The organism is Cellulosimicrobium sp. SJTW-1, assembly GCF_047716875.1.
GTDB classification, from domain to species: domain Bacteria; phylum Actinomycetota; class Actinomycetes; order Actinomycetales; family Cellulomonadaceae; genus Cellulosimicrobium; species Cellulosimicrobium funkei.
The window spans coordinates 2,005,132-2,029,081 of the sequence record NZ_CP136680.1; the positions used below are offsets into that span (position 1 = coordinate 2,005,132).

Sequence of the window (23,950 nt, forward strand, 5' to 3'; positions counted from 1 at the left end):
AGGACCGGGGGCCGGACGATGCGGTCGCCCGTCCCGGCGTCTGGGAAGATCTGACCCATGGCCAGGCCCACACCCCTCTCCGGTTTCCCCGAATGGCTCCCCGACGGTCGGATCGTCGAGCAGCACGTCCTCGACACCCTGCGCCGGGTGTTCGAGCTGCACGGGTTCGCCGGCATCGAGACGCGCGCGGTCGAGCCGCTCGACCAGCTCCTGCGCAAGGGGGAGACGTCGAAGGAGGTCTACGTCCTGCGCAGGCTCCAGGAGGAGCCGCAGGACGACGCCGCGGCCGGGTCGGCCGCGAAGGGTGACAAGCAGCTCGGCCTGCACTTCGACCTCACCGTCCCGTTCGCGCGCTACGTGCTCGAGAACGCCGGGCACCTCGCGTTCCCCTTCAAGCGCTACCAGATCCAGAAGGTGTGGCGCGGCGAGCGCCCCCAGGACGGGCGCTTCCGCGAGTTCACCCAGGCCGACGTCGACGTCGTCGGCGCGGGCGAGCTGCCCTACCACTACGAGGTCGAGCTGCCGCTCGTCATGGCCGAGGCCCTCGGCGCGCTGCGCGACATCGGCGTGCCCGAGGTCCGCGTCCTCGTGAACAACCGCCGGGTCGCCGAGGGGTTCTACCGCGGGCTCGGCATCGACGCGGTCGACGACGTCCTGCGCCAGATCGACAAGCTCGACAAGGTCGGCCCCGGGACGGTCGCCGCGCTGCTCGAGTCCGAGGCCGGCACGACGCCCGAGCAGGCGCAGGCGTGCCTCGCGCTCGCGGGCATCAGCGGGAGCGACTCCGGCGTGGTCGACCGCGTGCGAGCGCTCGCCGCCGAGCACGGCGTGGAGAGCGAGCTGCTGGAGACCGGGCTGGGCGAGCTCGGCGCGCTGATCGAGGCCGCGAGCGTGCGCGCCCCGGGCGTCGTCGTCGCCGACCTCAAGATCGCGCGCGGCCTCGACTACTACACCGGGTCCGTCTACGAGACCGTGCTCGTGGGCCACGAGCAGCTCGGCTCGATCTGCTCGGGCGGGCGCTACGACACGCTCGCGTCCGACGGTGCGAACACCTACCCCGGCGTCGGTCTGTCGATCGGCGTGTCCCGGCTCGTGTCGCGCTTGCTGTCCGCGGGCCTGGTGCGCGCGACGCGGTCCGTGCCGAGCGCCGTCGTCGTGGCCGTCACGAGCGAGGAGACGCGCGACGCCTCCGACGCGGTCGCGCACGCGCTGCGCGCCCGCGGGGTCCCGGTCGAGGTCGCGCCCGCCGCCGCGAAGTTCGGCAAGCAGATCCGCTACGCCGACCGGCGCGGCATCCCGTTCGTCTGGTTCCCCGCGCGCGTCGAGGACGACGGCACGCGCTCGTCCGACCAGGTGAAGGACATCCGCTCGGGGGAGCAGGTCGACGCCGACGCGGCGACGTGGGAGCCGCCCGCCGAGGACCGCTTCCCGCGCGTCGTGCCCGCGGACGGCTGACCCGCCGCACCGGGGAGGGGAGGGCGACGTGACGCGACCCGTCGAGCTCGCCCTGCCCTTCCAGGGGACGTGGCTCGTCCGCAACAGCCCGGCGCGCCGCGTGCCGAGCCACGGCACCGACCTCTTCGCGACGACGTACGCGATCGACTTCGTCGCCGTCCGAGGGCGGCGCACCGCCGCCGTACGCGACTGGCGCACCGTGCTGGGCACCGAGCCGCCCGAGCGGTTCGTCGCGTTCGGGCTGCCCGTGCTCGCCCCGGCGGCGGGCACCGTCGTCGCGGTGCACGACGGCGAGCCCGACCACGAGGCCCGCCGGTCGCCCACCGCGCTGCTCGGCTACGCGCTCACGCAGGCGGCGCGGGCGCGCGGTGGCGCCGCGGCGCTCGCGGGCAACCACGTGGTGCTCGCCCTCGACCCGCCCGGCACGTACGTCGTCCTCGCGCACCTGCGCGCCGGGTCCGTGGCCGTCGTGCCCGGCCGACGGGTCGAGGCGGGCGAGGAGCTGGGCCGGTGCGGGAGCTCGGGGAACTCGACGCAGCCGCACGTGCACGTGCAGGCCATGGACGCGCCGGACGCGCTCGCCGCCCGCGGGCTGCCGCTCGTCTTCCGGGGCTTCCGCGAGCGGTCCCGCGACGGCTCGTCGCGCGTCGTGGACCTCGGCGTCCCGGCGGAGGGTGCGGTCGTCGAGCCCGCGTGACCGCGGTCCGGCAGGCCTCACGCCGTGAGCGCGCCCAGCCCCGTGACCCACCCCCCGCGGACCCCGACGACGACCACCGCCGCGGCGACGGCCAGCACGGCGACCGCGGCGACGACGTCGGGCACACCGAGCGGGACGGGCCGCGCCGTGGTGCGCGGACCGGACCCCAGGCCCCGCGACTCGAGCGCCACGGTCAGGCGCTCGGACCGGCGCACGGCGCCGACGAGGAGGGCGAACGCGGCGGTGCCGAGCGCGCGGGGGGACCGGGGGAGCGTGCCGGGGCGCCGCCGCGGGTCGCGCACGGCCTGGGCACAGCGGATGGTGTGCCAGGCGTCGGGCAGCTCGACGAGCAGCCGGTGGGCCGCGAGCACCGCGTACGTCCACGTCAGGGGCAGCCGCCCGTGCTGGTGGAGGCTCGTCATGAGGCGCACCGGGTCGGTCGTCACCGCGACCGTGAGCGAGAGGGCGCCGACGAGCAGCGTGCGCACCGCGAGCCCGGCGCCGATCGTCAGGCCGTCGGAGCCGACGGTGACCGGGCCCAGGTCGACCGGGTCGCCGCCGGGCCGGGTGGCGACGTTGACGACCAGCAGGCTCGTCGCGAACACGAGGAAGGGCACGTGCGCCAGGGCGAGCGTGCGCACGGGGACGCGTCCTGCGATCAGCAGCGCCACGACCGTGAGCACCCACCCGATCGCGGGGGTGTACGGGTCGGTGACGAGCAGCGCACCCGTCGACACGACGAGGACGGTCGCCAGCTTGACCGTCGGGTTCCAGCGCCCGAGGGGCGTGCTGTGCGGCGCGCTCACCGGGCGACCTCCGCGAGGGCTGCGGGCGCGGTCTCTGCGGGTTCGGCCGCGACGGCGGTGCCGACGGCGGCGTCGAGCGCCCGGACGAGCGCGCCCGGGTCCACGCCGTGGCGGTGGCCCGTGCGGGCCCACCACGCGAGCAGGGGAGGACGGCGCAGGCGGGCGCGCCGGCACAGCGCGTCGTCGGCCAGCACGGTGGCGGGCGGCCCGAGCGCCACGAGCCGGCCGCCGACGACGACGGCGACACGGTCGGCGAGGGCCGCGACGAGCGCGAGGTCGTGCGTGACGACGACCACCGCGCCGTCCGCGTCGGCGCGCTCGCGCAGCGCGTTGGCGACGGCGTCCGCCTGGGCGCGGTCGAGCCCCGACGTGGGCTCGTCGGCGAGGAGGACGGGCGGGTCGAGCACCGTCGCCGTCGCGAGGGACAGTCGCCGCTGCTCGCCGCCGGAGAGCCGGTACGGGTTCGCGTCGGCGAGGTGCGTGAGGGCGAACGCGTCGAGGGTGCGCGCGACGCGTCCGTCGACGTCGTCGAGCCGCGCGAGCCGGGCCGACCAGGCGACCTCGTCGCGGACCGTGCGCGCGAGGAGCTGGTGCTCCGGGTCCTGGAACACCATCGCGACGGGCGCGCCGGGCGCCGTCGTGACCTCGCCCGTGGTCCGTTCGAGTCCCGCCAGCCCGCGCAGGAGGGTCGACTTGCCGCCGCCGTTCGGCCCCACCACTGCGAGCACCTCGCCCGCGTGCACGTCGAGGTCGACGTCGCGCACCACCGGCGTCTCGTCCCGCCCGCGCCGTCGGCGGCCTGTCGCGGCGCGGTGCACCGCGAGGCGACGGGCACGCAGGGCGACCGGGCGGTCAGGGGCGAGCGCCGCCGGGCCGGTGTCTGCGTCACGGGGGTCCGCGGCGCGGGGGTCGGCGGTGCGGGGGTCGGCGGAGCGCGCGAGGTTGACGAGCCAGGCGTCGGTCGCGGGTGCGCCGAGCGGGCCCGGGGCTCCGGCGTGCTCCAGCCGGATGTCGAGCGGCAGCCAGCACCCGAGCGCGGCGAGCGTGGCGGCGTGCGCGCGCAGGACGGCGGTCGTGGGGCCGTGCGCGACGACGCGACCGGTGTCGCCGAGCACGAGCGTCGCGGCCGGGAGTGTCCCGACGTCGTCGAGGCGGTGCTCGACGAGCACGACCGACCGGCCGGGGGTGTCGGGCGCGTCCCGTCCGGGCGCCCGGACGAGCCCGCCCACGAGCGTCCCGACCTCGTGCGCCGCCGCCGGGTCGAGGAACGCCGTCGCCTCGTCGAGGACCACGAGCTCGGGGTCGGCGACGAGCGCCGCCGCGAGGGCGACGCGCTGCGCCTCGCCCCCCGACAGCGCGTGGGTCGGCCGGTCGTGCAGGTGGTCCGCACCGACGGCGGCGAGCGCGGTGGCGGCGCGGGCGTCCATCGTGCGCGGGTCCGCGGCCCGGTTCTCGAGCGCGAACCGCAGCTCGTCGTCGACGCGGGCGAGGCAGAGCTGGTCGCCCGGCCGCTGCTGGACGAGGCCGACGCGCGCGGCGAGCGCCGCCGGGGTCGTGTCGCGCGGGTCGACGCCCGTCACGCGCAGGTCCCCCGCGACGGAGCCCGGCAGCGTGTGGGGCACGACGCCGACGAGCGCACGCAGCAGCGTGGACTTCCCGCAGCCCGAGGGGCCGAGCACGAGCAGCCCGGTGCCCGCGGGGACGGTGAGGGTGAGGTCGTCGAGCACGCGCGTGCCGTCGTGGCCCACGGTGACGGTCAGGCCGGCGGCGGCGACGGCGTCGGGCAGGTCGCCGGGCACGGCGTCCGGCGTGACGTCCGGTGCGGCGGTCGGTGCCTCAGCCACGGCGGTCAGCCCCGATCGCGAAGGCGTCGAGCGCGCCGGTGCGGGCGAGGGCGTCGCCGAGGAGGCGCGCCGCGATCCCGCACAGCACGACGCACGAGACGACCTGCACGCCGAGCCGGAGCATCGCGTAGTCCTGCCCGAGCCAGCCGAAGCGGACCGCGTTGAACGCGTACGTGACGAGCGCCGCGCTGACGCCCGACGCGACGAAGACCCACCAGCCGTAGCGGCGGTACCGGGTGAGGGCGAAGGGGATCTCGGCACCCACGCCCTGGACGAGCCCCACGAGGACGAGCAGCGGGCCGGCGGGCGACGCGAGGAAGACCACCTCGACGAGCGCCGCGAGCGTCTCGGTGAGGATGCCGACGCCCGGCTTGCGCACGATGTACGTCGCGAGCGGGCCGACGACGATCCACGCGCCGGCGAGCACGTTGGCGGCGAGGTCCGCGAGCGGTCCCATCGCGAGCTGGAGCGGGGCCCAGAGCTGCACGAACGCCCAGTAGACGAACCCGAACACGACCCCCAGCACGGCGACGAGGACCGTCTCGTGGAGGGTGAGGCCGCGGCGTCGGGCACGGCTCGGGGGAGCGGCGACGGCGCGGTCCCGGGGGGCGGGCGTGGGACCCACGCCGTCGGGTCGGTCGTCGGGCGTGGCGGTGGGCGGGGTCGCCCGGGGCGGCGTGGTGCGGGGCTCGGTCATGCGGTTCCCTCCGTCGGGCCCCCGGGGCGAGGGGTGCACGACGGCGCGCCACCGCGCCCCGCGCGGACGGCACGCGCGGGGCGCGGGCACGAGCGCGCAGGGGACGGTGACGTCCGCCCTGCTCCCTTCGCTGGTACGAACCAGATCAGGTTCCACGGGTCTGCAGGGGGGACGGGTGTCCGGCCTGCACTCTCAGCGCTCATGCGCTCCCCGGGGGCGTTCGGCCCGACCCTAGGGCCTGGACGCCCGCCGGACAATCCCGGCGTCTCACCCACCGGGACGCCCGGCCGCCGTGAGAAGGTGACGGCGACGAGGAGCCCGCGCGGACCGGGGACGGGCTCCGACCACGAGGGACGAGGCAGCGCGCATGACCCGAGACAACGATTCCGCCGCGGTCGCAGAGCTGGACCGCCTCGACGAGGCCGTGCGGAGCGCGCCCGCGGGCGACACGTCGGCGCAGATCGCGCTGTGGCGGCAGACGGTGCGCCTCGGCACGTGGTTCTTCATCGCGCGGGGGTCCGAGGACCAGCCCCGTCCGTACGCCGTCGCTGCGGACCAGGGGCCCATGATCTGCCTCTACAGCAGCGCCGCGCGCGCGGACGAGGCGGCCCGGGCGCTCGGTCTGGCGGACGACGAGACAGGCTCCGTGCCGCTGCTCGGGGTACCTGTGCCGGCGGCGATCGACTACGTCGCGTCCTTCGGCGCGGCCGGGGTCGTCGGTGTCGCGCTGGACCACCCGCGCATCGGCCACCACATCCCCCTCGGGAACCTGGCGCTGCTCAAGGCGTGGTCCGCCGACGGCTGACCCGCTCTTGACAGCGCGTTCGAACGTTTGTTCGAATGGCGCGATGCGGTGGGACGGACAGGTGCTCGGCGCGGACGACGGCGCGCTCCCCGGGCTGGAGCGGGTCGGCCTCGTCCGCAGCGTGCGCACGCCCGAGTTCGCGGGCATCACGTTCCACGAGGTCACCGCCAAGAGCGCGCTGTCCAAGGTGCCGGCGATGTCGCGCATGCCGTTCCGGTGGACCGTCAACCCGTACCGCGGGTGCAGCCACGCGTGCTCCTACTGCCTCGCGCCCGCCACCCCGGTGCTGCTGGCCGACGGCGCGCAACGGCCGATCGGCGAGCTGCGTGTCGGCGACGAGATCGTCGGCACCGTCCCGCACGGCGCGTACCGGCGCTACGTGCGTACCCGCGTGCTCGACCGCTGGGCCACCCGCAAGCGCGCCTACCGCGTGACCCTCGCCGACGGCACGCGCCTCGTCGCGAGCGGCGACCACCGGTTCCTCACCGAGCGCGGGTGGCGCCACGTCGTCGGCGGTGCCGGGCACCGTGCCCGCCTGGCGCTCGGCGACGTACTCGTCGGGCCGGGCGCCGCGGCGCTCGCGGAGGGGCGGCCCGTCCTCGACGGCCAGGACGTCACCGGCGGCGAGGCGCTGCGCGTCGACTCCCTGGAAGCGCTCGACGGGCCGGGGGAGACGACGGAGCTGGTCGACATCACGACCGGCACGCGCGACTTCGTCGCCGCGGGGGTCGTGAGCCACAACTGCTTCGCCCGCCCCACGCACCAGTACCTCGACCTCGACGCGGGGGAGGACTTCGACCGGGAGGTCGTGGTCAAGGTCAACGTCGACGACGTGCTGCGGGCCGAGCTCGCCCGCCCGTCCTGGGCGCGCGAGGCCGTCGCGCTCGGCACCAACACCGACCCGTACCAGCGCGCCGAGGGGCGCTACCGCCTCATGCCCGGCATCATCGACGCGCTCGCCGGGTCGGGCACGCCGCTGTCCGTGCTGACCAAGGGCACGCTCCTGCGCCGGGACCTGCCCCTGCTCGTCGACGCCGCCTCGCGCGTCGAGGTCGGGATCGGCGTGTCCCTCGCGCTCCTGGACCCCGAGCTCCAGGCGAGCGTCGAGCCGGGCACGCCCTCGCCGCGCGCGCGGCTCGACCTCGTCCGCACGGTCCGGGAGGCCGGTCTGCCGTGCGGCGTCATGGTCGCTCCCGTGCTGCCGTGGCTCACCGACTCGACCCGCGCGCTCACCGAGCTGCTCGACGCCGTCAAGGATGCGGGCGCGACGGGCGTCACGGTGCTGCCGCTGCACCTCAAGCCCGGCACACGCGAGTGGTACATGGGCTGGCTCGCGCGCGAGCACCCGCGCCTCGTCCCCGGGTACGAGCGCGTGTACGCCCGCGGCACGTACGCCTCGACGGCGTACCGGTCCTGGCTGTGGGACCGGGTGCGGCCGATGCTCGAGGCGCGCGGGTTCGGGGTCGCGGGGCACCGCGGCCCCGCGGGCGTCGAGGGCCGGTTCCGCCGCGGCGAGCCCGGCGACCGGCACCGCCGGTCAGGACCGCCGACGGACGGTGCCTACCCGGCCGGCAGCCTCGCCGTCGACCCGGCGCCGCAGGACGCGCGCGACGGCCACGGCGGGGCGCTCGCGGGCATGCCCGTGGACGGCGGCGGGCTCGACGTCGTCGGCGGGGGAGTGGAGCAGGTCCTGTTCTGACCTGTGTCAGGCGTCGGCGAGGCGCGCCGGGAAGCCGCCCGTCGCCACCGGTCCCCAGCGCGTGATCGTCAGCCGCACGAGCGACTTGCCCTGGGTGACCATGGCGGCGCGGTACTCGTCCCAGTCCGGGTGCTCGCCGCCGACGGCGCGGTAGTAGTCGACGAGCGGCTCGACCGACTCGGGCAGGTCGATCACCTCCGCCTCGCCGTCGACCTGCACCCACGGGTCGGAGAACCGCTCGCCCAGGGACAGCAGCGACGCGCGCGGGTCGCGGCGCACGTTGACCGCCTTGGCGCGCTCCGGGTACGTCGACACGACGACCCGACCCGCGTCGTCGACGCCGTACGTGACCGGGCTGAGCTGGGGGCGGCCGTCGGCGCGGGTGGTGACGAGGACGCCGTCGTGCCGGGAGCGCAGGAACCCCTCGAGCTCGTCGCGCTCGACGCGCCGGTTCGTCGCGATGGTGCGTGCCACGGGTCACCCTCCTTCGTGCGGGCGGCGGGCCGGACGGCCCTGCCGCGGCCGGTCGGCCCGTGCGCGCCCGCAGGCGCCGCGCCGGTCCCGGCGGTGCCGCCACGGGACGTCGCGGCGGCACCGCCACGGTATCCGGTCGCCCCCGCCGGTCGAGAGCCGACCGTCGGCCGCCTCCGGTCGGAGGTATCCGGTCGAGCCGCCCGCCCGCCCGCACTAGACTTCAGCGGACGCGCCCCCGCTCCGGGAGCGCGACCCCCCCACCGCCCACCTGGAAGGAACCCTCCGTGCTGCGCACCCGAACGGCCGGCTCACTGCGGGCCGAGCACACCGGTCAGACCGTCACCCTCACGGGCTGGGTCGACCGTCGGCGCGATCACGGCGGCGTCGCCTTCATCGACCTGCGCGACGCCTCCGGCATCGCCCAGGTCGTCATCCGCGACGAGGCCGTCGCGCACCCGCTGCGCAACGAGTTCGTCCTCCAGGTCACGGGCGAGGTCTCGCGCCGCCCCGACGGGAACGAGAACCCGTCCCTGCCCACGGGCGAGATCGAGGTCGTCGCGACCGACGTCGTCGTGCTCAACACCTCCGAGGCCCTGCCGTTCCAGGTCTCGACGGCGCTCGCGGACACCGAGACGATCGGCGAGGAGGCGCGCCTCAAGCACCGCTACCTCGACCTGCGCCGGCCCGCCCCCGCGCACGCCCTGCGCCTGCGCGCCAAGGCGAACCAGGCCGCACGCCGCGTGCTCGACGCCGAGGAGTTCGTCGAGATCGAGACGCCGACGCTCACCCGCTCGACGCCCGAGGGCGCGCGCGACTTCCTCGTGCCCGCGCGCCTCGCGCCCGGCTCCTGGTACGCGCTGCCGCAGTCGCCCCAGCTGTTCAAGCAGCTCCTCATGGTCGCGGGCATGGAGCGCTACTACCAGATCGCGCGCTGCTACCGCGACGAGGACTTCCGTGCGGACCGCCAGCCGGAGTTCACGCAGCTCGACGTCGAGATGAGCTTCGTCGAGCAGGACGACGTCATCGCGCTCGCCGAGAAGATCCTCGTCGCGCTGTGGGAGCTCATCGGGTACACGATCCCGACGCCCATCCCGCGCATGACCTTCCACGACGCCATGCGGCTGTACGGGTCCGACAAGCCCGACCTCCGGTTCGGCAACCCCCTCGTCGAGCTCACGGACTACTTCCAGGACACCCCGTTCCGCGTGTTCCAGGCCGAGTACGTCGGCGCCGTCGTCATGGCGGGCGGGGCCTCGCAGCCGCGCCGCCAGTTCGACGCGTGGCAGGAGTGGGCCAAGCAGCGCGGCGCTCGCGGCCTCGCGTACGTGACGTTCGGCGAGGACGGCACGCTCGGCGGCCCCGTCGCGAAGAACCTGTCCGACGCCGAGCGCGAGGGCCTGCGCGACGCGACCGGCGCGCAGCCGGGGGACGCCGTGTTCTTCGCCGCGGGCAAGACGTCGGACTCGCGCGCCCTGCTCGGCGCCGCGCGCCAGGAGATCGCGAAGCGGACGGGTCAGATCGACGACGACGCGTGGGCGTTCGTCTGGATCGTCGACGCGCCGCTGTTCAAGCCGACCGGCGAGGACGACGACGTCGATCTGGGCCACTCCGCCTGGACCGCCGTGCACCACGCGTTCACGTCGCCCACGCCGGACTGGGTCGACACGTTCGAGCAGAACCCGGGCGAGGCGCTCGCCTACGCCTACGACATCGTGTGCAACGGCAACGAGATCGGCGGCGGGTCCATCCGTATCCACCGTCGGGACGTGCAGGAGCGCGTCTTCGACGTCATGGGGATCGGGCCCGAGGAGGCGCAGGAGAAGTTCGGCTTCCTGCTCGACGCCTTCAAGTTCGGTGCGCCCCCGCACGGCGGGATCGCGTTCGGCTGGGACCGCATCGTCGCGCTGCTGACGAAGTCGGACTCCATCCGCGACGTCATCGCGTTCCCCAAGTCGGGCGGCGGGTACGACCCGCTGACGCAGGCACCCGCCCCGATCACGCCCGAGCAGCGCAAGGAGGCGGGCGTCGACGCGAAGCCCGCCGCCCCGTCGCACGACGGCGGCAGCGAGGGCGGTGCTGAGGGCGGCGCAGCCGGCGAGAGCGGGCGCACGGACGCCTGACCCCAGCACGCTTGACGCCGAGGGCGCGCCACCCCGCCGGGTGGCGCGCCCTCCGCGCGTCCGGAAGCTGTTGATCCCGCTGCCGCGACCTCAGGATCTTGAGCAGATCCTGAGGTTTCGCTGCGCCGACGCGGCGGGTCCCTCGCGCCAGGGCGCGCAGGATCGATCCCGTCGGACACCACGAGAACGAGGCACTCATGACCGCCCTGCTCACCGACCGCGACGCGGTCGACGTCGTCGAGCCTGCGCCCCACGGCGCCCGGCTCGACCGTGATCGGTGCACGCCCGACGAGACCCGGGACGTCCCGGGCCGCCACCACGGCCCCCGCACGTGAGGGAGGACCTGCGCCAGGCGTGGACGGCGCTCACGGACGACCTGGACGGCGACGTGCAGGCGGTCCGGCGCTTCTTCGTCGCGTACCGGGACCTCGTCGTCCCACGGGTCGACGCGGCGGCGGTCGCGCTCGCCCGGGGCGACGACGAGGAGGCGCGCAGCACGCTGCTCACGGTGCGGTCGACGTCGCTCATGGTCGGGGCCGCGGAGGTCGGGGACGCCGCCTCCGCGGTGCTCGACCGGCACCGCGCCGGGCACCGCACGACCGCGGACGAGGCGCGCGCGCTCGCGACGCTGCGGGCCGCCGCGCGCAGCGCGTGCGACGAGGTGGCGCTGCTGCTCGGCGAACCGCCGCCCGCCGTCGGTCAGCCCGTGGGGTCGAACCGGTAGCCGACGCCGCGCACGGTGCGGATCCACCGGGGCGACGACGGACCGTCGCCGAGCTTGCGGCGCAGGTTCGCGATGTGCACCTCCACGCTGCGCCGGTCCGCGTCCGTGACGTACGTGCCGGCGTCGTACTCCTCGCCCCACAGGACGCGGACGAGCTCGTTGCGGCTGACGACGCGACCCGCCGCCTCGACGAGCGCTCCCAGGAGGTCGTACTCGCTGCGCGTGAGGTGGACGGCCTCGCCGTCGACCGTGGCGGTGCGTCGCGGGACGTCCAGCAGGAGCCCGTCCGACCCCACGAGGGTCGGCTCGTGGTCCGTCGGGGCGGGCCGTGCGGCGTCGGCGCCGTCCGACGGCAGGCCGCGTCGCGGGCGCCGCAGGAGGGCCTCGATCCGTGCGCGCAGCTCGCGCGGGCGGAACGGCTTCGTCTGGTAGTCGTCGGCACCGGCGTCCAGGCCCATGAGGGTGTCGATCTCGTCGGTGCGCGCGGTGAGCATCACGATGTAGGTGTCGGAGATCTGACGGATGCGCCGGCACACCTCGAACCCGTCGATGTCGGGCAGGCTCACGTCGAGGGTCGTCACGACCGGGTCGGTCCGCCGGACGAGCTCCACGCCCTCGACGCCGGTCGCGGCCGCCTCCGTGATGAAGCCTGCCTGACCGAGCACCGTCCGCAGGAGATCACGGATCTCCGCGTCGTCCTCGACGATGACTGCGGTGCGCGTGTTGTCCGCCATCCGTCTCCCCCCGTGCGACTGAGTCTGCCGCCTACCGTAGCCGCCCGCGGGAGTGCCCGCGCACGAACCGTCCCCGCCGGTCGGGGCGTCTCAGTGGGTGATCGCGAGCCGGCGGTGCACCCGGCGCAGCGGCCCGGGTGCCCACCAGTTGTACCGCCCGAGCAGCGTCATCGTCGCGGGGACCAGCAGGAGGCGCACGATCGTCGCGTCGATGAGGACGGCGACGGCGAGCGCGAACCCGACCTCCTTGATGACGAGCAGGTCGCCGAAGACGAAGCCCGCGAACACGACGACGATGATCGCCGCCGCCGACGTGATGATCCGCCCGGAGCGCTGCAGGCCGAGGCGGACCGCCTCGTCGTTGGAGAGCCCGGCGTCGTACAGCTCCTTGATGCGCGCGAGCAGGAACACCTCGTAGTCCATGGCGAGGCCGAACGCGAACGCGACGACCAGCGCGACGACGTACGTCTCGATCCCGCCCACGGACGAGAAGTTCAGCAGCCCTTCGAGGTGGCCGTCCTGGAAGACCCACACGAGGACCCCGAGCGAGGCGGCGAGCGACAGCGCGTTCGTCAGGAGCGCCTTCACCGGCACCACGACCGAGCCGGTCATGAGGAACAGCAGCACGAGCGTCGCGCCGACGACGATCCCCACGGCCCACCACACGCGCTCGCCGAGCGCCTCGAGGAAGTCGACCTGCCCCGCCGCCTGACCGGTGACCCACACGTCGAAGCCCGGGTCCGTCGCACGGACCTCCCGCACGACCGACACGGCCTCCGGCCCGCCGGCGTCGTCCGCGTCGACGTGCACGCCCACGACGGCGTACGACCCCAGCGGCGCCGCCGGGTCGACGCTCTCGACCCCGTCGAGCGCCGCCACGTCGTCGGCCCACGCCTGGGCGTCCTTGACGCTCGCGTCCACGACGGCGACGACCTGGGCGCCCGCACTGGACGGGTACTGCGCGGCGAGCTCGTCCACGAACTCGCGCTGGGGAGAGCCCTGGGGGAGCAGCTCGATCCCGGAGTTCCGCAGCTGCAGCCCGAGCACCGGCAGCGCGAGGACCACGAGGAGCGCCGCCGTGGTGAGCAGCACCCACAGCGGGTGCCGCTGGACGCGCCCCGCGAGGCGGGAGAACGCGCCCTCGTCCGACTGCACGTCCGCGGTCCGGGCGAGCACGCGGCGCAGGCCCGGGACCCGGCCGAGCAGCCCGGGGCGGGCGAGGCGACGGCCCGAGTACGCGAGCAGCGCCGGGACGAGGGTGAGCGCCGTCGCGACGGCCACGAGGACGACGCCGAGCCCGGCCGCGCCGACCGCGCGCAGGATGTCGGGGCGGAACACCATGAGCCCCGCGATGGAGATCGCGACCGTCAGCGCCGAGAACGCGACCGTGCGGCCCGCGGTCTCCATGGTGCGCACGAGCGCCGCGTGCACCACGCCGTCGCCGCGCCGCCGGCGCAGCGACGGGTCGTCGCCCGCCTCGATCAGCCGGTGCAGCTCCTCCCGGAACCGCGACACCACGAGCAGCCCGTAGTCGATGGACAGGCCCAGGCCGAGCAGGGTGACGACGTTGACGATGGAGGCGTCGACGTCGAGCACGTACGTCAGGCCCAGCAGCACCCCGAGACCGGCACCGATCGACGCGACGGCCCCGGCCATCGGCATCGCCGCGGCGAGGAACCCGCCGAAGACGAGCACCATGATGAGCAGCGCCACCGGGAGGGCGACGGCCTCACCCGTCGTGAGGTCCTCCTTCACCTGGCTCGTGATCGCCTCGACGATGAGCCCGTTCGACCCCACGAGGCCCGTCGCGTCCCCCGCCGCCTCCGGGGCGGCGTCCGCGAGCACGTCCGGCACGGCCTCGAGCTGCTCCACGACGCGGTCCGCGACCGCGTCGGTGCGCTCGGCGTCGAGGTCGGTGCGCAGCGTCACGACCGAGAGGAAGCCGCGACCGTCCTGCGCGACGAGCGACTGCGCCGCAGGGTCCTCCACGCCGCCCGGGATCACGTACGGGTCGATGACCGTGTCCACGCCCTCGATGGCGACGAGGTCGGCGTCGACCCCCGTCATCGCCTCCACGACCTGCGGGTCCGCCGGGTCGACGCCGGACACCAGGAGCGTGATCTCCGTCCCGCCCTCGTCGTTCTCCGCGAGGACCTGCGACGCCCGCTCGCTGTCCGAGCCCGGGATCGTCGGCGCGCCCGTCGTCACACGGTCGAACACGCTCTCCCCGTGGACGCCGAACAGCGCCAGCGCGAAGCCGAGCGCTGTCAGCAGGACCCACACGACGACGGTGAGACGCGGGTGGCGGGCGACACGACGACCGAGGCTCGAGAACACGAGCGCCAGCATCCCACCCGCCCGCGCCGCGTGTCAGATCCCCCACGCCCCGGGGCCGGACGTTCACCCGACCTCCTCGACCCGGCACCGCCGCGTGGGCGGCGGTGCGTAGGCTCGAGCCATGTCCACCGGTGATCTCTTCGGCGGCGACCTCTTCGGTGCCGCCACGTCCGGCGCGCAGGGCACGCCGCGACCCGGACCGGGGGCCCCGCTCGCCGTGCGCATGCGCCCCGCCACCCTCGACGAGGTCGCGGGCCAGTCCCACCTCCTCGTGCCCGGCTCGCCCCTGCGGCGGCTCATCCGGTCCGGCAGCGAGAGCGACGCGTCCGGCGGCCGCGCCGCACCCGGCTCCGTCATCCTCTGGGGCCCGCCCGGCACCGGGAAGACGACGCTCGCCTACCTCATCGCGACCGCCTCCGGCCGCCGCTTCGTCGAGCTCTCCGCCGTCACCGCGGGCGTCAAGGACGTGCGCACCGTCGTCGAGGACGCCCGGCGCCGCCTCGCCACCGGCGGCGAGGAGACCGTCCTGTTCATCGACGAGGTGCACCGCTTCTCCAAGTCCCAGCAGGACGCGCTCCTGCCCAGCGTCGAGAACCGCTGGGTCACGCTCGTCGCGGCCACCACGGAGAACCCGAGCTTCTCCGTGAACTCGCCCCTGCTCTCCCGCTCGCTCCTGCTCACGCTCCAGCCCCTCGGGGACGACGACGTCCGCGCCCTCGTGCGGCGCGCCGTCGCCGACGAGCGAGGGTTGGGCGGCCTCGTCGCGCTCACCGACGAGGCCGAGGACCACCTCGTGCGCCTCGCGGGCGGCGACGCGCGCAAGGCGCTCACCGTGCTCGAGGCCGCCGCGGGCGCCGCGCTGTCCGACGCCCCGGCGCCCGTGCCCGCGACGGCCGTCCCGGCCGACGACGACGCCGCGCTCCCCGAGGGCGCGGCGGTCGGCACGTCCCACGCCGGCCCCCCGCCGGTGCCCGTCGACCTCGACGCGGTCGAGCGCGCCGTCGACGTCGCCGCCGTGCGGTACGACCGCGACGGCGACCAGCACTACGACGTCGTGTCCGCGTTCATCAAGTCGATGCGCGGCTCCGACGTCGACGCCTCGCTGCACTACCTCGCCCGCATGATCGCGGCCGGGGAGGACCCGCGCTTCATCGCCCGCCGCATCGTCATCGCCGCCGCGGAGGACGTCGGCATGGCCGACCCCTCGGCGCTGCAGACCGCCGTCGCCGCCGCCCAGGCCGTCCAGCTCATCGGCATGCCCGAGGGACGCATCGTCCTCGCCGAGGCGGTCGTGCACCTCGCGACCGCGCCCAAGTCGAACGCCGCCTACCTCGGGATCGACGCAGCGCTCGCGGACGTGCGGGCCGGGAGGGCGGGGTCCGTCCCGCCGCACCTGCGCGACGCGCACTACCCGGGCGCCAAGCAGCTGGGGCACGGCGCGGGCTACCGGTACGCGCACGACGCGCCGCACGGCGTCGCGGCGCAGCAGTACCTGCCGGACTCCCTCGTCGGATCGCGGTACTACACGCCCACGGACCGCGGGTACGAGCGGCAGGTCACGGAGCGCCTCGGGCGCATCCGCGACATCCTCGACCAGGACGGCCCCGCGCGCTGACGAGGGCGGGGACCACGGCGCCCCACGTGCGGTAGACTTCTCAGGTTGCCTTCGCGGCGACCACCTGGGACCTCGGCCCCGACCCCTCGCCCCTCCTCACGGTGGAGCGCGCGGTCCATCGGCTGGTCCCGCACCCGGACCCGGTTCTCGGGACCAGGTGTGACGTCAGAACCCGAACGACAGGAATGAGATACCGCTGTGACGTCTGTCAAGCGCTCGCGCCGCCAGGTCCGCCTGAGCCGCGCCCTGGGCATCGCCCTCACCCCGAAGGCCGTCAAGCACTTCGAGAAGCGCCCGTACCCCCCGGGTGAGCACGGCCGCGCCCGCCGCCGCACCGAGTCGGACTACGCGGTCCGTCTCCGCGAGAAGCAGCGTCTGCGCGCCCAGTACATGCTCCGCGAGAAGCAGCTCGCGCGTGCGTACGAGGACGCCCGCAAGGACAAGGGCCTGACCGGTGAGGCGCTCGTCGAGAACCTCGAGATGCGTCTCGACGCCCTCGTGCTCCGCGCCGGCTTCGCCCGCACCATCCTGCAGGCGCGCCAGGCGGTCACGCACCGCCACATCCTCGTCGACGGCAAGATCGTGGACCGCCCGTCGTTCCGCGTGAAGCCCGGCCAGACCCTCCAGGTCAAGCCGAAGAGCCAGGCGACGACGCCGTTCCAGGTCGCGGCCGCGGGCGCGCACCGCGACGTGCTGCCGGCCGTCCCGGGCTACCTGGACGTCCAGCTCGAGAAGCTCAGCGCGGTGCTCACGCGTCGCCCGAAGCGCGCCGAGGTCCCCGTGCAGTGCGAGGTCCAGCTCGTCGTCGAGTACTACGCTCGCTGAGTCCCGCTCCGGACGCCTCGCTCACCGCTTCGTCGGCGAGCGGGGCGTTCGTGCGTCCGGGCCGGTGCGCCGGCCCGTCCCCGCGAGGGCGCCGTCGCGCCGTGCCCGACGACGGTCCCCGCCCTGGTGCGGGTAGTGTTTCGCGGAGCCGTGGGTACGTCCGCGAGGAGCCCGCGGCGACGACCGTCCCGCGCGCACGGCGCGCGGGTGCCGCGCCCGCGGCACCGTGACTGGCACTGGAGGAAGAATGTCCCTGGGAGATGTGGCCGGCCTCATCGCAGCCGTCGCGTTCGTGCTGCTCGTCGGCCTGCTCGCGGTGCCGCTCCTCAAGCTCGGCCGCGTGCTCGACGAGGCGCGCGCGAGCATCAAGGAGGTCACCGACCACTCGGTGCCGATCCTCGACGAGGCCGCGACGACCGTCGCCACGACGAACAGCCAGCTCGTCAAGGTCGACACCATCACCACGTCGGCCGCCCAGGTGAGCGAGAACGTCTCCGCGCTCACGGGCCTGTACGCCGCCACGTTCGGTGCGCCGCTGGTCAAGGTCGCGGCGTTCACGTACGGCGTGCGCCAGGCTGCCGCGCGCTCGTTCGGCGGCCGGCGGTCGTCGGGCAGCTCCGCGAGCCGCGCCGAGGGGTCGCGCTGATGCGCCGGGTCTTCTGGATCGGCGTCGGGGTCGCGATCACGGTCGTGGTCGTCGTGCGTGGCAAGAAGGTCCTCGCGCGCTACGCGCCGGCGTCGCTCGTGGACCAGGCGACGGAGCAGGTGAACGGCCTCGGCGAGAAGGTCGTCGAGATCGCCCGCGACTTCCGCACGGAGTTTGCGCTCGCGCGCGACGCCCGCGAGCAGGAGCTCATGGCGGCGCTGCTCGCCGAGGGCCAGGAGGACCCGGACGCCGTCCGCGCGCGTCGCGCGGCCGGACGCCACGCGCGCCCCGCCGGCGCCGACCGGGACGCCTTCGACGACACGGACGACGTCGAGGACCTGCTCGGTTACTCCTTCTAGGACGCCGAGCCCGCGGCGCCCACCGCACCACCCCGCACGACCACCGACCTCTTTCCGAAGGACATCATGCGCACCGCCGAGATCCGCAAGCGCTGGCTCGACTACTTCGCCGACCGCGACCACACCGTCGTGCCGTCGGCGTCGCTCGTCTCCCCGGACCCGTCCACGCTGTTCACCATCGCGGGCATGGTCCCGTTCATCCCGTACATGACGGGGGAGCAGACCCCGCCGTGGGACCGCGCGACGAGCGTCCAGAAGTGCGTGCGCACCCTCGACATCGACGAGGTCGGCAAGACGACGCGTCACGGCACGTTCTTCCAGATGAACGGCAACTTCTCGTTCGGGGACTACTTCAAGGAAGGCGCGATCACCTACGCCTGGGACCTCGTCACGGGCGCGCGCGAGGAGGGGAAGTACGGCTTCGACCCCGAGAGCGTGTGGGTCACCGTCTACCACGACGACGACGAGGCGCGGCAGCTCTGGAAGCGCATCGCCGGCCTGCCGGACGAGCGCATCCAGGCCCGCGGCAAGAAGGACAACTACTGGTCCACGGGCCAGCACGGCCCCGCGGGCCCGTGCTCGGAGATCTACATCGACCGCGGTCCCGAGTTCGGCCAGGAGGGTGGCCCCGTCGTCGACGAGGACCGCTACCTGGAGATCTGGAACCTCGTCTTCATGCAGTACGCGATCGACGACGTGAAGTCCAAGGAGGAGTTCCGGATCGTCTCGGAGCTCGCGCGCAAGAACATCGACACGGGCATGGGCCTGGAGCGCGTCGCCTACCTGCTCCAGGGCAAGGACAACCTCTACGAGATCGACGAGGTGTTCCCCGTCATCACCGCGGCCGAGGCGCTCTCGGGCAAGCGCTACGGCGCGAACCACGAGGACGACGTCCGCATGCGCGTCGTGGCCGACCACGTCCGCTCGGCGCTCATGATCATGAGCGACGGCGTGCGCCCGTCCAACGAGGGCCGCGGCTACGTGCTGCGCCGTCTGCTGCGCCGCTCGGTGCGCGCGATGCGCCTGCTCGGCGTCGAGGACCGCGCCATGCCCGCGCTGCTCCCGGTGAGCCGCGACGCGATGGCGCCGTCGTACCCGGAGGTCGCGACGGACTTCGCGCGCATCTCCGACGTCGCCTACACCGAGGAGGACGCGTTCCGTCGCACGCTCACGGCCGGGACGACGATCCTCGACACCGCCGTGTCGCGGGCGAAGGCCGCGGCCGGCTCGGGCGGGACGCCGCTGCTCGGCGGCGACCAGGCGTTCGCGCTGCACGACACCTACGGCTTCCCGATCGACCTCACGCTCGAGATGGCCGCCGAGCAGGGCGTCCAGGTCGACGAGAAGGCGTTCCGCGCGCTCATGACCGAGCAGCGCCAGCGGGCGCGCGCCGACGCGCTCGCGAAGCGCTCCGGCGGCGTCGACACGGCCGCGTACGAGTCGCTCGCGTCCGAGCTCGCGGCGCCCGTGGAGTTCCTCGGGTACACCGAGTCGTCCGCGGCGGTGCGCGTCGCCGGCCTGCTGGTCGACGGCGTCCCCGCCCCGGCCGCGACGGCCCCGGCGGACGTCGAGGTCGTGCTCGACCGCACCCCGTTCTACGCGGAGGCCGGTGGCCAGCTCGCCGACCACGGCACGATCGTGCTCGACGGCGGCGCGACCATCGAGGTCGACGACGTGCAGCGCCCCATCAAGGGCCTGTCGGTGCACCGCGGCCGCCTGGTCGAGGGCACCGCGGCGCTCGGCGACCCCGGAACCGCGACGATCGACCGCGACCGCCGCAAGGCGATCAGCCGCGCCCACTCGGCGACGCACATGATCCACAAGGCGCTCCAGGAGTCGCTCGGCAAGGACGCGACGCAGGCCGGGTCGGAGAACGCGCCCAGCCGCATCCGCTTCGACTTCCGCCGCTCGTCCGCCGTGCCCTCGGGCGCGCTCTCGGAGATCGAGGAGCGGGTCAACACCCAGCTCCAGGAGAACCTCGAGGTCACCGACCAGCTCATGCCGATCACCGAGGCGCGCGCCCTGGGGGCGATGGCGCTGTTCGGCGAGAAGTACGGCGACACGGTGCGTGTCGTCTCCATCGGCGGCGACTGGTCGCGCGAGCTCTGCGCGGGCACGCACGTGCAGCGCACGGGCCAGCTCGGTCTCGTCACGCTGCTCGGCGAGTCGTCGATCGGCTCGGGCGTGCGGCGCGTCGACGCGCTCGTCGGGGACGGCGCGTACGGCTTCCAGGCGAAGGAGCACGCGCTCGTGGGCCAGCTCACGGGCCTGCTCAACGTGCGGACCGAGGAGCTGCCCGACCGCGTGAGCACGCTCGTGTCGCGCCTGCGCGACGCAGAGAAGGAGCTCGCCCAGCTCCGGCAGGCCCAGCTCCTCGCGGCGGCCGGCGCGCTCGCCGCCGGGGCGGAGCTCGTGGGCAGCACGCGCGTCGTCGTGCACGACGCCGGCGAGGTCGCGTCCGCGGACGACCTGCGCGCGCTCGCGCTCGACGTGCGCGGCCGGCTCGGCGAGGCGGAGCCTGCGGTCGTCGCCGTCGGCGGCGTCGCCAAGGGCCGCCCGCAGGTCGTCGTCGTGACGAACGCCTCCGCGCGCGCGGCCGGGCTGCGCGCCGGCGTGCTCGCCAAGGCCGCGGCCCAGACGCTCGGCGGCGGGGGCGGCGGCAAGGACGACATGGCCCAGGGCGGCGGCACGGACGTGTCCGCGCTGCCCGCCGCCCTCCGGGGCGTGCGCGACGGCGCCGCGGCCGGCGCGTGACCGGCCTGCCCGTGCAGCCCGCCGACGACGGGCGCGCCCCCCTCCCGCGGGGGGCGCGCCTCGGCGTCGACGTGGGCAGCGTCCGCGTCGGCCTGGCTGCGAGCGACCCCGACGGGCTCGTCGCGACCCCCGTCGAGACCCTCGCGCGCGACACCCGCGGCGGCGCGGCGGTCCCCGCCGACGTCGCCCGCATCGCGGCCGAGGTCGACGAGCGCAACGCCCAGGTCGTGTACGTGGGCCTGCCGCGGCACCTCTCGGGCGGGGAGGGCGCCGCCGCCCAGGGCGCGCGGGCGTACGCTGGTGCGGTGGCTCGCGTCGTCGCACCGGTGCCGGTGCACCTCGTCGACGAGCGGATGACGACCGTCAGCGCCCACCAGGCGCTGCACGCGTCGGGACGCGCCGGGCGCAAGCACCGGAGCGTCGTCGACCAGGCCGCCGCCGTTATCATTCTGCAATCCGCTCTCGAGGCCGAGCGGGGCGCGGGGGTGCGCGCCGGAGAACCTGTAGACCCGACAGGAGACCACCGACCGTGACCGACCTGTTCGAACGGCCCGCAGTCCAGGGCGAGCAGCAGCCCGCGCGCTCCTCGCGCGCCGAGCAGCGCGCGCGCCGGGCCGCGAAGAAGCGACGCCAGCGCCGGCGCCGCCGGGCCCTCGTGGTCCTGCTCGTCTCGCTCCTCGTGGTGGGCGGAGCGGGCTACCTCCTGCTCAACAACGCCTCCGACCTCTTCGGGTTCGCGAACCCGCTCGAGGCGAAGGACTTCGACGGCCCGGGGACCGAGCCCGTCGACGTCGTGATCGAGCCCGGGTCCACGGGCCGCGACATGGGGGCCGTGCTCACCGAGGCGGGCGTCGTCGCGAGCTCCGCGGCGTTCGCCAGCGCGTTCGAGGAGAACCCGAACGCCGGCAAGATCCAGCCGGGCACGCACACGCTGCTCCTCGGGATGTCCGCGAAGGACGCCGTCGCGCGTCTCGTGGCGAACGACTCGCGCGTCGAGACGAAGATCACGATCCCCGAGGGCTACACCGTCAAGCAGATCCTCGAGCGGTCGTCCTCCGTCACGGGAATCTCCGTCGCGGAGTTCGAGGCGGCCATGGCCGACACCGCCGCCACGGGGCTGCCCGCCGAGGCGAACGGCAACTACGAGGGCTGGCTCTACCCGACGACGTACGTCCTCGAGCCGGGCGACGTCACCGCCACGGGGATCATCCAGGGCATGGTGAGCCAGACCACGAGCGAGCTCGCCGAGCTCGGCGTCGCGCCCGAGCGCTTCCAAGAAGTGCTCACGATGGCGTCGATCGTCGAGTGGGAGGGCAAGAACGCGGAGCAGCGGCAGAAGGTCGCTCGAGTGATCTACAACCGCATCGAGGACGGCATGCCGCTCGGCATGGACGCGATCGACGTCTACGGGCTGGGCAAGCCGGCCGGCCAGATCACGACCGAGGAGTTCCAGAATCCCGACCTCCCGTACGCGTCGCGCGTCCACAAGGGGCTGCCCCCGACCCCGATCGGGAGCCCGAGCCGGGAGAGCGTCGAGGCCGTCCTCAACGCGCCGGAGGGTCCGTGGCTCTGGTACGTCACCGTGAACCTGGACACCGGAGAGACGAAGTTCACCGACAAGTACGCGGAGTTCGAGCAGTTCAAGCAGGAGTACCGGCAGTGGTTGGAGGAGAACGAGGGGTGAGCGCGACGCGCCCGCCGCGACGGGCGGCCGTCCTCGGTCACCCCGTCGCGCACTCGCTGTCCCCGGTGCTGCACCGTGCCGCGTACGACGCGCTCGGGCTGGACGGGTGGTCGTACGAGGCGATCGACACGACCGAGGAGCAGCTCCCGGCCTTCGTCAACGGCCTCGACGCCTCGTGGGCGGGTCTGAGCCTCACCATGCCGCTCAAGCACGCCGTGATCCCGCTGCTGGACCACGTCGACCCGCTCGCGAACGTCGTCGGGGCGGTCAACACGCTCGTGGTGCAGCCCACGGGCGGGACGCGACCGACGTTCGTCGGGACGAACACCGACGTGCACGGCCTCGTGGCGGCGCTGCGCGAAGGACTGGGTGAGCGGGAGGTGCGCTCCGCCGTCGTGCTGGGCGCCGGGGCGACCGCCGCCTCGACGCTCGCCGCGCTCGCGCAGCTGGGCTGCGCGGCGCCGACCGTCCTCGTGCGCTCGCTCGGGCGCACGGGCAGTCTCCAGCGCGCCGCGCACCGGATGGGCGTCGAGCCGCGGTTCGAGGTGCTGGACCCGGCGTCGCCCGCGCTCCTCGACCGCCTCGCCGGCACGGACGCCGTCGTTGCGACCCTGCCGTCGCGTGCCGCCGACCCGGTGGCGGACGCGCTGTCCCGGGCCGGGGCGACGCCCGGCGGGGTCCTCCTCGACGTCGTCTACGACCCCCGGCCCACCGCGCTGTCCGTCGCCTGGACCGCGGGCGGCGGCACCGTCGTCGGCGGCGAGCGCATGCTCCTGCACCAGGCGGCCGAGCAGGTGCGGCTCATGACGGGCAGGACGGCGCCGCTGGCGACGATGGACCGCGCGCTCGGCTCCGCGCTCGGCGCCCCGGTCTGAGCCCGCCGGGGCGCTCAGCCGCCGAGGACCGCGCCGGTCGTCGTCTGCCCCCAGCCGGCAGCGACGCCCGCGCCGAGCACCATGAAGGGGCCGAAGGCCACCGCGGTGTCGCGGCGAGCGCGCCGCGAGATCACCAGCCCGAGCGCCCACGCCCCGCCGAGCAGGAACGGCAGGAGGAGCCCGGCGACGAGCTCGGCCCACCCCAGCCACGCGAGCGGGGTGCCGAGCGTGCCGGCGAGCTTCACGTCGCCGAACCCCAGCCCGGGCGGGTGCGCGAGCCGCAGCGCGGCGTAGGCGCAGAAGCCCACGACGCCCCCGGCGAGCGCGCGGACGAGCGGCTCCCCGTCGCCCGCCGCGAGCGACGCGACCGCGAGCAGCACGACGACCGCGACCCCCGTCGGGAGCACGATCACGTCCGGCAGGCGATAGGTGCGTGCGTCGACCACGGCGAGCAGCGCACCGGCCGCGGCGACGACCACGAGGGCGGGCGTCGCCCACGACGGGCCCGACCACCACGCCGCGGCCAGCGCCGCGAGCAGCGCGAGCGCTCCACCCGCCCGGCCCGCGACCCGGAGCTCGCGGGCGAGGTCGGCGCGACGGCGTCGTCCCCACGACCTCGGCGCGTCCGCGGTCACGACGGCCGCCCGCGCCTCGTCCGGTTCGTCGTCACCCGACCCGCGGAGCGATGCCGCGGCGTGCCTCGTCCCGTCCCCCTGCTGGACCATGCGCGGCACCGTAGCGCGCGCGGCGACGTGGGACGTCGTCGTCCACAGACCGCCGCGTCGGCGGGCACGGCGCGG

General features: G+C 75.0%; 22 protein-coding genes and 1 riboswitch. Of the genes, 15 read left to right on the forward strand and 7 right to left on the reverse strand.

What is annotated here, in order from left to right:
* The first annotated feature begins 57 nt into the window (after positions 1 to 57).
* On the forward strand, positions 58 to 1,455 hold the full coding sequence (hisS, locus tag RSE42_RS09130) for a histidine--tRNA ligase (RefSeq protein ID WP_415298692.1): 1,398 nt from the start codon (positions 58 to 60) through the stop codon (positions 1,453 to 1,455).
* A 28-nt stretch (positions 1,456 to 1,483) separates the two neighbouring features.
* A complete protein-coding gene (locus RSE42_RS09135; RefSeq protein ID WP_415298693.1) occupies positions 1,484 to 2,152 on the forward strand; it encodes a M23 family metallopeptidase in 669 nt (222 codons plus the stop codon).
* A 17-nt stretch (positions 2,153 to 2,169) separates the two neighbouring features.
* Here RSE42_RS09135 and RSE42_RS09140 read toward each other — a convergent pair whose 3' ends face one another.
* The 3 genes from RSE42_RS09140 to RSE42_RS09150 are packed head-to-tail and all read right to left on the reverse strand — an operon-like array spanning position 2,170 to position 5,499.
* A complete protein-coding gene (locus RSE42_RS09140) occupies positions 2,170 to 2,958 on the reverse strand; it encodes an energy-coupling factor transporter transmembrane component T family protein (protein ID WP_415298695.1) in 789 nt (262 codons plus the stop codon).
* Positions 2,955 to 4,802: an ABC transporter ATP-binding protein gene (locus RSE42_RS09145; protein ID WP_415298697.1), complete on the reverse strand. Its 1,848-nt coding sequence runs from the start codon at positions 4,800 to 4,802 to the stop codon at positions 2,955 to 2,957. Before RSE42_RS09145 ends, RSE42_RS09140 begins: the two co-directional genes overlap by 4 nt.
* Positions 4,795 to 5,499, reverse strand: coding sequence for an ECF transporter S component (locus RSE42_RS09150; RefSeq protein WP_081600204.1), 705 nt, complete (start codon positions 5,497 to 5,499; stop codon positions 4,795 to 4,797). The genes RSE42_RS09145 and RSE42_RS09150 overlap by 8 nt, the downstream gene beginning before the upstream one ends.
* 103 nt (positions 5,500 to 5,602) lie before the next feature.
* A riboswitch (TPP riboswitch) is annotated at positions 5,603 to 5,722 on the reverse strand.
* Positions 5,723 to 5,866: 144 nt separating this feature from the next.
* On the opposite strand from RSE42_RS09150, the gene RSE42_RS09155 reads away from it, so the two are divergent.
* Positions 5,867 to 6,304, forward strand: a complete 438-nt coding sequence (locus RSE42_RS09155; protein WP_034650696.1) for a hypothetical protein — start codon at positions 5,867 to 5,869, stop codon at positions 6,302 to 6,304.
* A gap of 43 nt (positions 6,305 to 6,347) precedes the next feature.
* Entirely contained in the window at positions 6,348 to 8,003 is a 1,656-nt protein-coding gene (locus tag RSE42_RS09160; RefSeq protein ID WP_415298699.1) for an Rv2578c family radical SAM protein, read from the forward strand.
* A gap of 6 nt (positions 8,004 to 8,009) precedes the next feature.
* On the opposite strand, the gene RSE42_RS09165 is transcribed toward RSE42_RS09160, so the two are convergent.
* The gene (locus tag RSE42_RS09165) at positions 8,010 to 8,477 is read right to left on the reverse strand and encodes a PPOX class F420-dependent oxidoreductase (protein WP_034650692.1); all 468 of its coding nucleotides are present in this window, start codon (positions 8,475 to 8,477) and stop codon (positions 8,010 to 8,012) included.
* A gap of 284 nt (positions 8,478 to 8,761) precedes the next feature.
* Between RSE42_RS09165 and aspS the strand changes: the two genes are divergently transcribed.
* The 3 genes from aspS to RSE42_RS09180 all read left to right on the forward strand — a co-directional run bounded on the left by aspS (position 8,762) and on the right by RSE42_RS09180 (position 11,321).
* Positions 8,762 to 10,597, forward strand: a complete 1,836-nt coding sequence (gene aspS, locus RSE42_RS09170) for an aspartate--tRNA ligase (protein ID WP_415298701.1) — start codon at positions 8,762 to 8,764, stop codon at positions 10,595 to 10,597.
* 197 nt (positions 10,598 to 10,794) lie between these two features.
* Complete coding sequence (locus RSE42_RS09175) at positions 10,795 to 10,932, forward strand: hypothetical protein (RefSeq protein WP_157837886.1); 138 nt, start codon at positions 10,795 to 10,797, stop codon at positions 10,930 to 10,932.
* Positions 10,929 to 11,321 (forward strand): hypothetical protein, encoded by a 393-nt coding sequence (locus RSE42_RS09180; RefSeq protein WP_415298703.1) that lies wholly within the window; start codon positions 10,929 to 10,931, stop codon positions 11,319 to 11,321. The genes RSE42_RS09175 and RSE42_RS09180 overlap by 4 nt, the downstream gene beginning before the upstream one ends.
* Here RSE42_RS09180 and RSE42_RS09185 read toward each other — a convergent pair.
* Together RSE42_RS09185 and RSE42_RS09190 are read right to left on the reverse strand one after the other, a co-directional pair.
* On the reverse strand, positions 11,297 to 12,055 hold the full coding sequence (locus RSE42_RS09185) for a response regulator transcription factor (RefSeq protein WP_085387987.1): 759 nt from the start codon (positions 12,053 to 12,055) through the stop codon (positions 11,297 to 11,299). The two genes, RSE42_RS09180 and RSE42_RS09185, sit on opposite strands and share 25 nt — an antisense overlap.
* Before the next feature lie 90 nt (positions 12,056 to 12,145).
* Positions 12,146 to 14,392: an MMPL family transporter gene (locus RSE42_RS09190; protein WP_415298706.1), complete on the reverse strand. Its 2,247-nt coding sequence runs from the start codon at positions 14,390 to 14,392 to the stop codon at positions 12,146 to 12,148.
* A gap of 121 nt (positions 14,393 to 14,513) precedes the next feature.
* On the opposite strand from RSE42_RS09190, the gene RSE42_RS09195 reads away from it, so the two are divergent.
* From RSE42_RS09195 to RSE42_RS09230, 8 genes are all read left to right on the forward strand, one after another.
* Entirely contained in the window at positions 14,514 to 16,007 is a 1,494-nt protein-coding gene (locus tag RSE42_RS09195; RefSeq protein WP_415298708.1) for a replication-associated recombination protein A, read from the forward strand.
* A 198-nt stretch (positions 16,008 to 16,205) separates the two neighbouring features.
* The gene (rpsD, locus tag RSE42_RS09200; RefSeq protein WP_021483439.1) at positions 16,206 to 16,832 is read left to right on the forward strand and encodes a 30S ribosomal protein S4; all 627 of its coding nucleotides are present in this window, start codon (positions 16,206 to 16,208) and stop codon (positions 16,830 to 16,832) included.
* Positions 16,833 to 17,079: 247 nt separating this feature from the next.
* Positions 17,080 to 17,478 (forward strand): DUF948 domain-containing protein, encoded by a 399-nt coding sequence (locus tag RSE42_RS09205; RefSeq protein ID WP_034650677.1) that lies wholly within the window; start codon positions 17,080 to 17,082, stop codon positions 17,476 to 17,478.
* Positions 17,478 to 17,837 carry a hypothetical protein gene (locus tag RSE42_RS09210; RefSeq protein ID WP_061267271.1) on the forward strand — a complete coding sequence of 120 codons (360 nt, stop codon included), beginning with the start codon at positions 17,478 to 17,480 and terminating at the stop codon, positions 17,835 to 17,837. The genes RSE42_RS09205 and RSE42_RS09210 overlap by 1 nt, the downstream gene beginning before the upstream one ends.
* Before the next feature lie 66 nt (positions 17,838 to 17,903).
* Entirely contained in the window at positions 17,904 to 20,591 is a 2,688-nt protein-coding gene (alaS, locus tag RSE42_RS09215; RefSeq protein WP_415298711.1) for an alanine--tRNA ligase, read from the forward strand.
* Positions 20,588 to 21,124, forward strand: coding sequence for a Holliday junction resolvase RuvX (gene ruvX, locus RSE42_RS09220; protein WP_232322572.1), 537 nt, complete (start codon positions 20,588 to 20,590; stop codon positions 21,122 to 21,124). Before alaS ends, ruvX begins: the two co-directional genes overlap by 4 nt.
* Positions 21,121 to 22,275, forward strand: a complete 1,155-nt coding sequence (mltG, locus tag RSE42_RS09225) for an endolytic transglycosylase MltG (protein ID WP_034654989.1) — start codon at positions 21,121 to 21,123, stop codon at positions 22,273 to 22,275. Before ruvX ends, mltG begins: the two co-directional genes overlap by 4 nt.
* On the forward strand, positions 22,272 to 23,150 hold the full coding sequence (locus tag RSE42_RS09230; RefSeq protein WP_034654987.1) for a shikimate dehydrogenase: 879 nt from the start codon (positions 22,272 to 22,274) through the stop codon (positions 23,148 to 23,150). Before mltG ends, RSE42_RS09230 begins: the two co-directional genes overlap by 4 nt.
* 14 nt (positions 23,151 to 23,164) lie before the next feature.
* Here RSE42_RS09230 and RSE42_RS09235 read toward each other — a convergent pair whose 3' ends face one another.
* Positions 23,165 to 23,875: a prepilin peptidase gene (locus RSE42_RS09235; protein WP_415298713.1), complete on the reverse strand. Its 711-nt coding sequence runs from the start codon at positions 23,873 to 23,875 to the stop codon at positions 23,165 to 23,167.
* Between the last annotated feature and the right edge of the window lie 75 nt (positions 23,876 to 23,950).

Excerpts from the sequence above, each read along its gene's own strand:
- RSE42_RS09205 (WP_034650677.1), top strand. The coding sequence starts at position 17,080 with ATGTCCCTGGGAGATGTGGCCGGCCTCATCGCAGCCGTCGCGTTCGTG.
- RSE42_RS09150 (WP_081600204.1), bottom strand. The coding sequence starts at position 5,499 with ATGACCGAGCCCCGCACCACGCCGCCCCGGGCGACCCCGCCCACCGCC.
- RSE42_RS09155 (WP_034650696.1), top strand. The coding sequence starts at position 5,867 with ATGACCCGAGACAACGATTCCGCCGCGGTCGCAGAGCTGGACCGCCTC.
- RSE42_RS09160 (WP_415298699.1), top strand. The coding sequence starts at position 6,348 with ATGCGGTGGGACGGACAGGTGCTCGGCGCGGACGACGGCGCGCTCCCC.
- RSE42_RS09195 (WP_415298708.1), top strand. The coding sequence starts at position 14,514 with ATGTCCACCGGTGATCTCTTCGGCGGCGACCTCTTCGGTGCCGCCACG.
- hisS (WP_415298692.1), top strand. The coding sequence starts at position 58 with ATGGCCAGGCCCACACCCCTCTCCGGTTTCCCCGAATGGCTCCCCGAC.
- RSE42_RS09235 (WP_415298713.1), bottom strand. The coding sequence starts at position 23,875 with ATGGTCCAGCAGGGGGACGGGACGAGGCACGCCGCGGCATCGCTCCGC.
- RSE42_RS09175 (WP_157837886.1), top strand. The coding sequence starts at position 10,795 with ATGACCGCCCTGCTCACCGACCGCGACGCGGTCGACGTCGTCGAGCCT.
- RSE42_RS09185 (WP_085387987.1), bottom strand. The coding sequence starts at position 12,055 with ATGGCGGACAACACGCGCACCGCAGTCATCGTCGAGGACGACGCGGAG.
- alaS (WP_415298711.1), top strand. The coding sequence starts at position 17,904 with ATGCGCACCGCCGAGATCCGCAAGCGCTGGCTCGACTACTTCGCCGAC.
- RSE42_RS09210 (WP_061267271.1), top strand. The coding sequence starts at position 17,478 with ATGCGCCGGGTCTTCTGGATCGGCGTCGGGGTCGCGATCACGGTCGTG.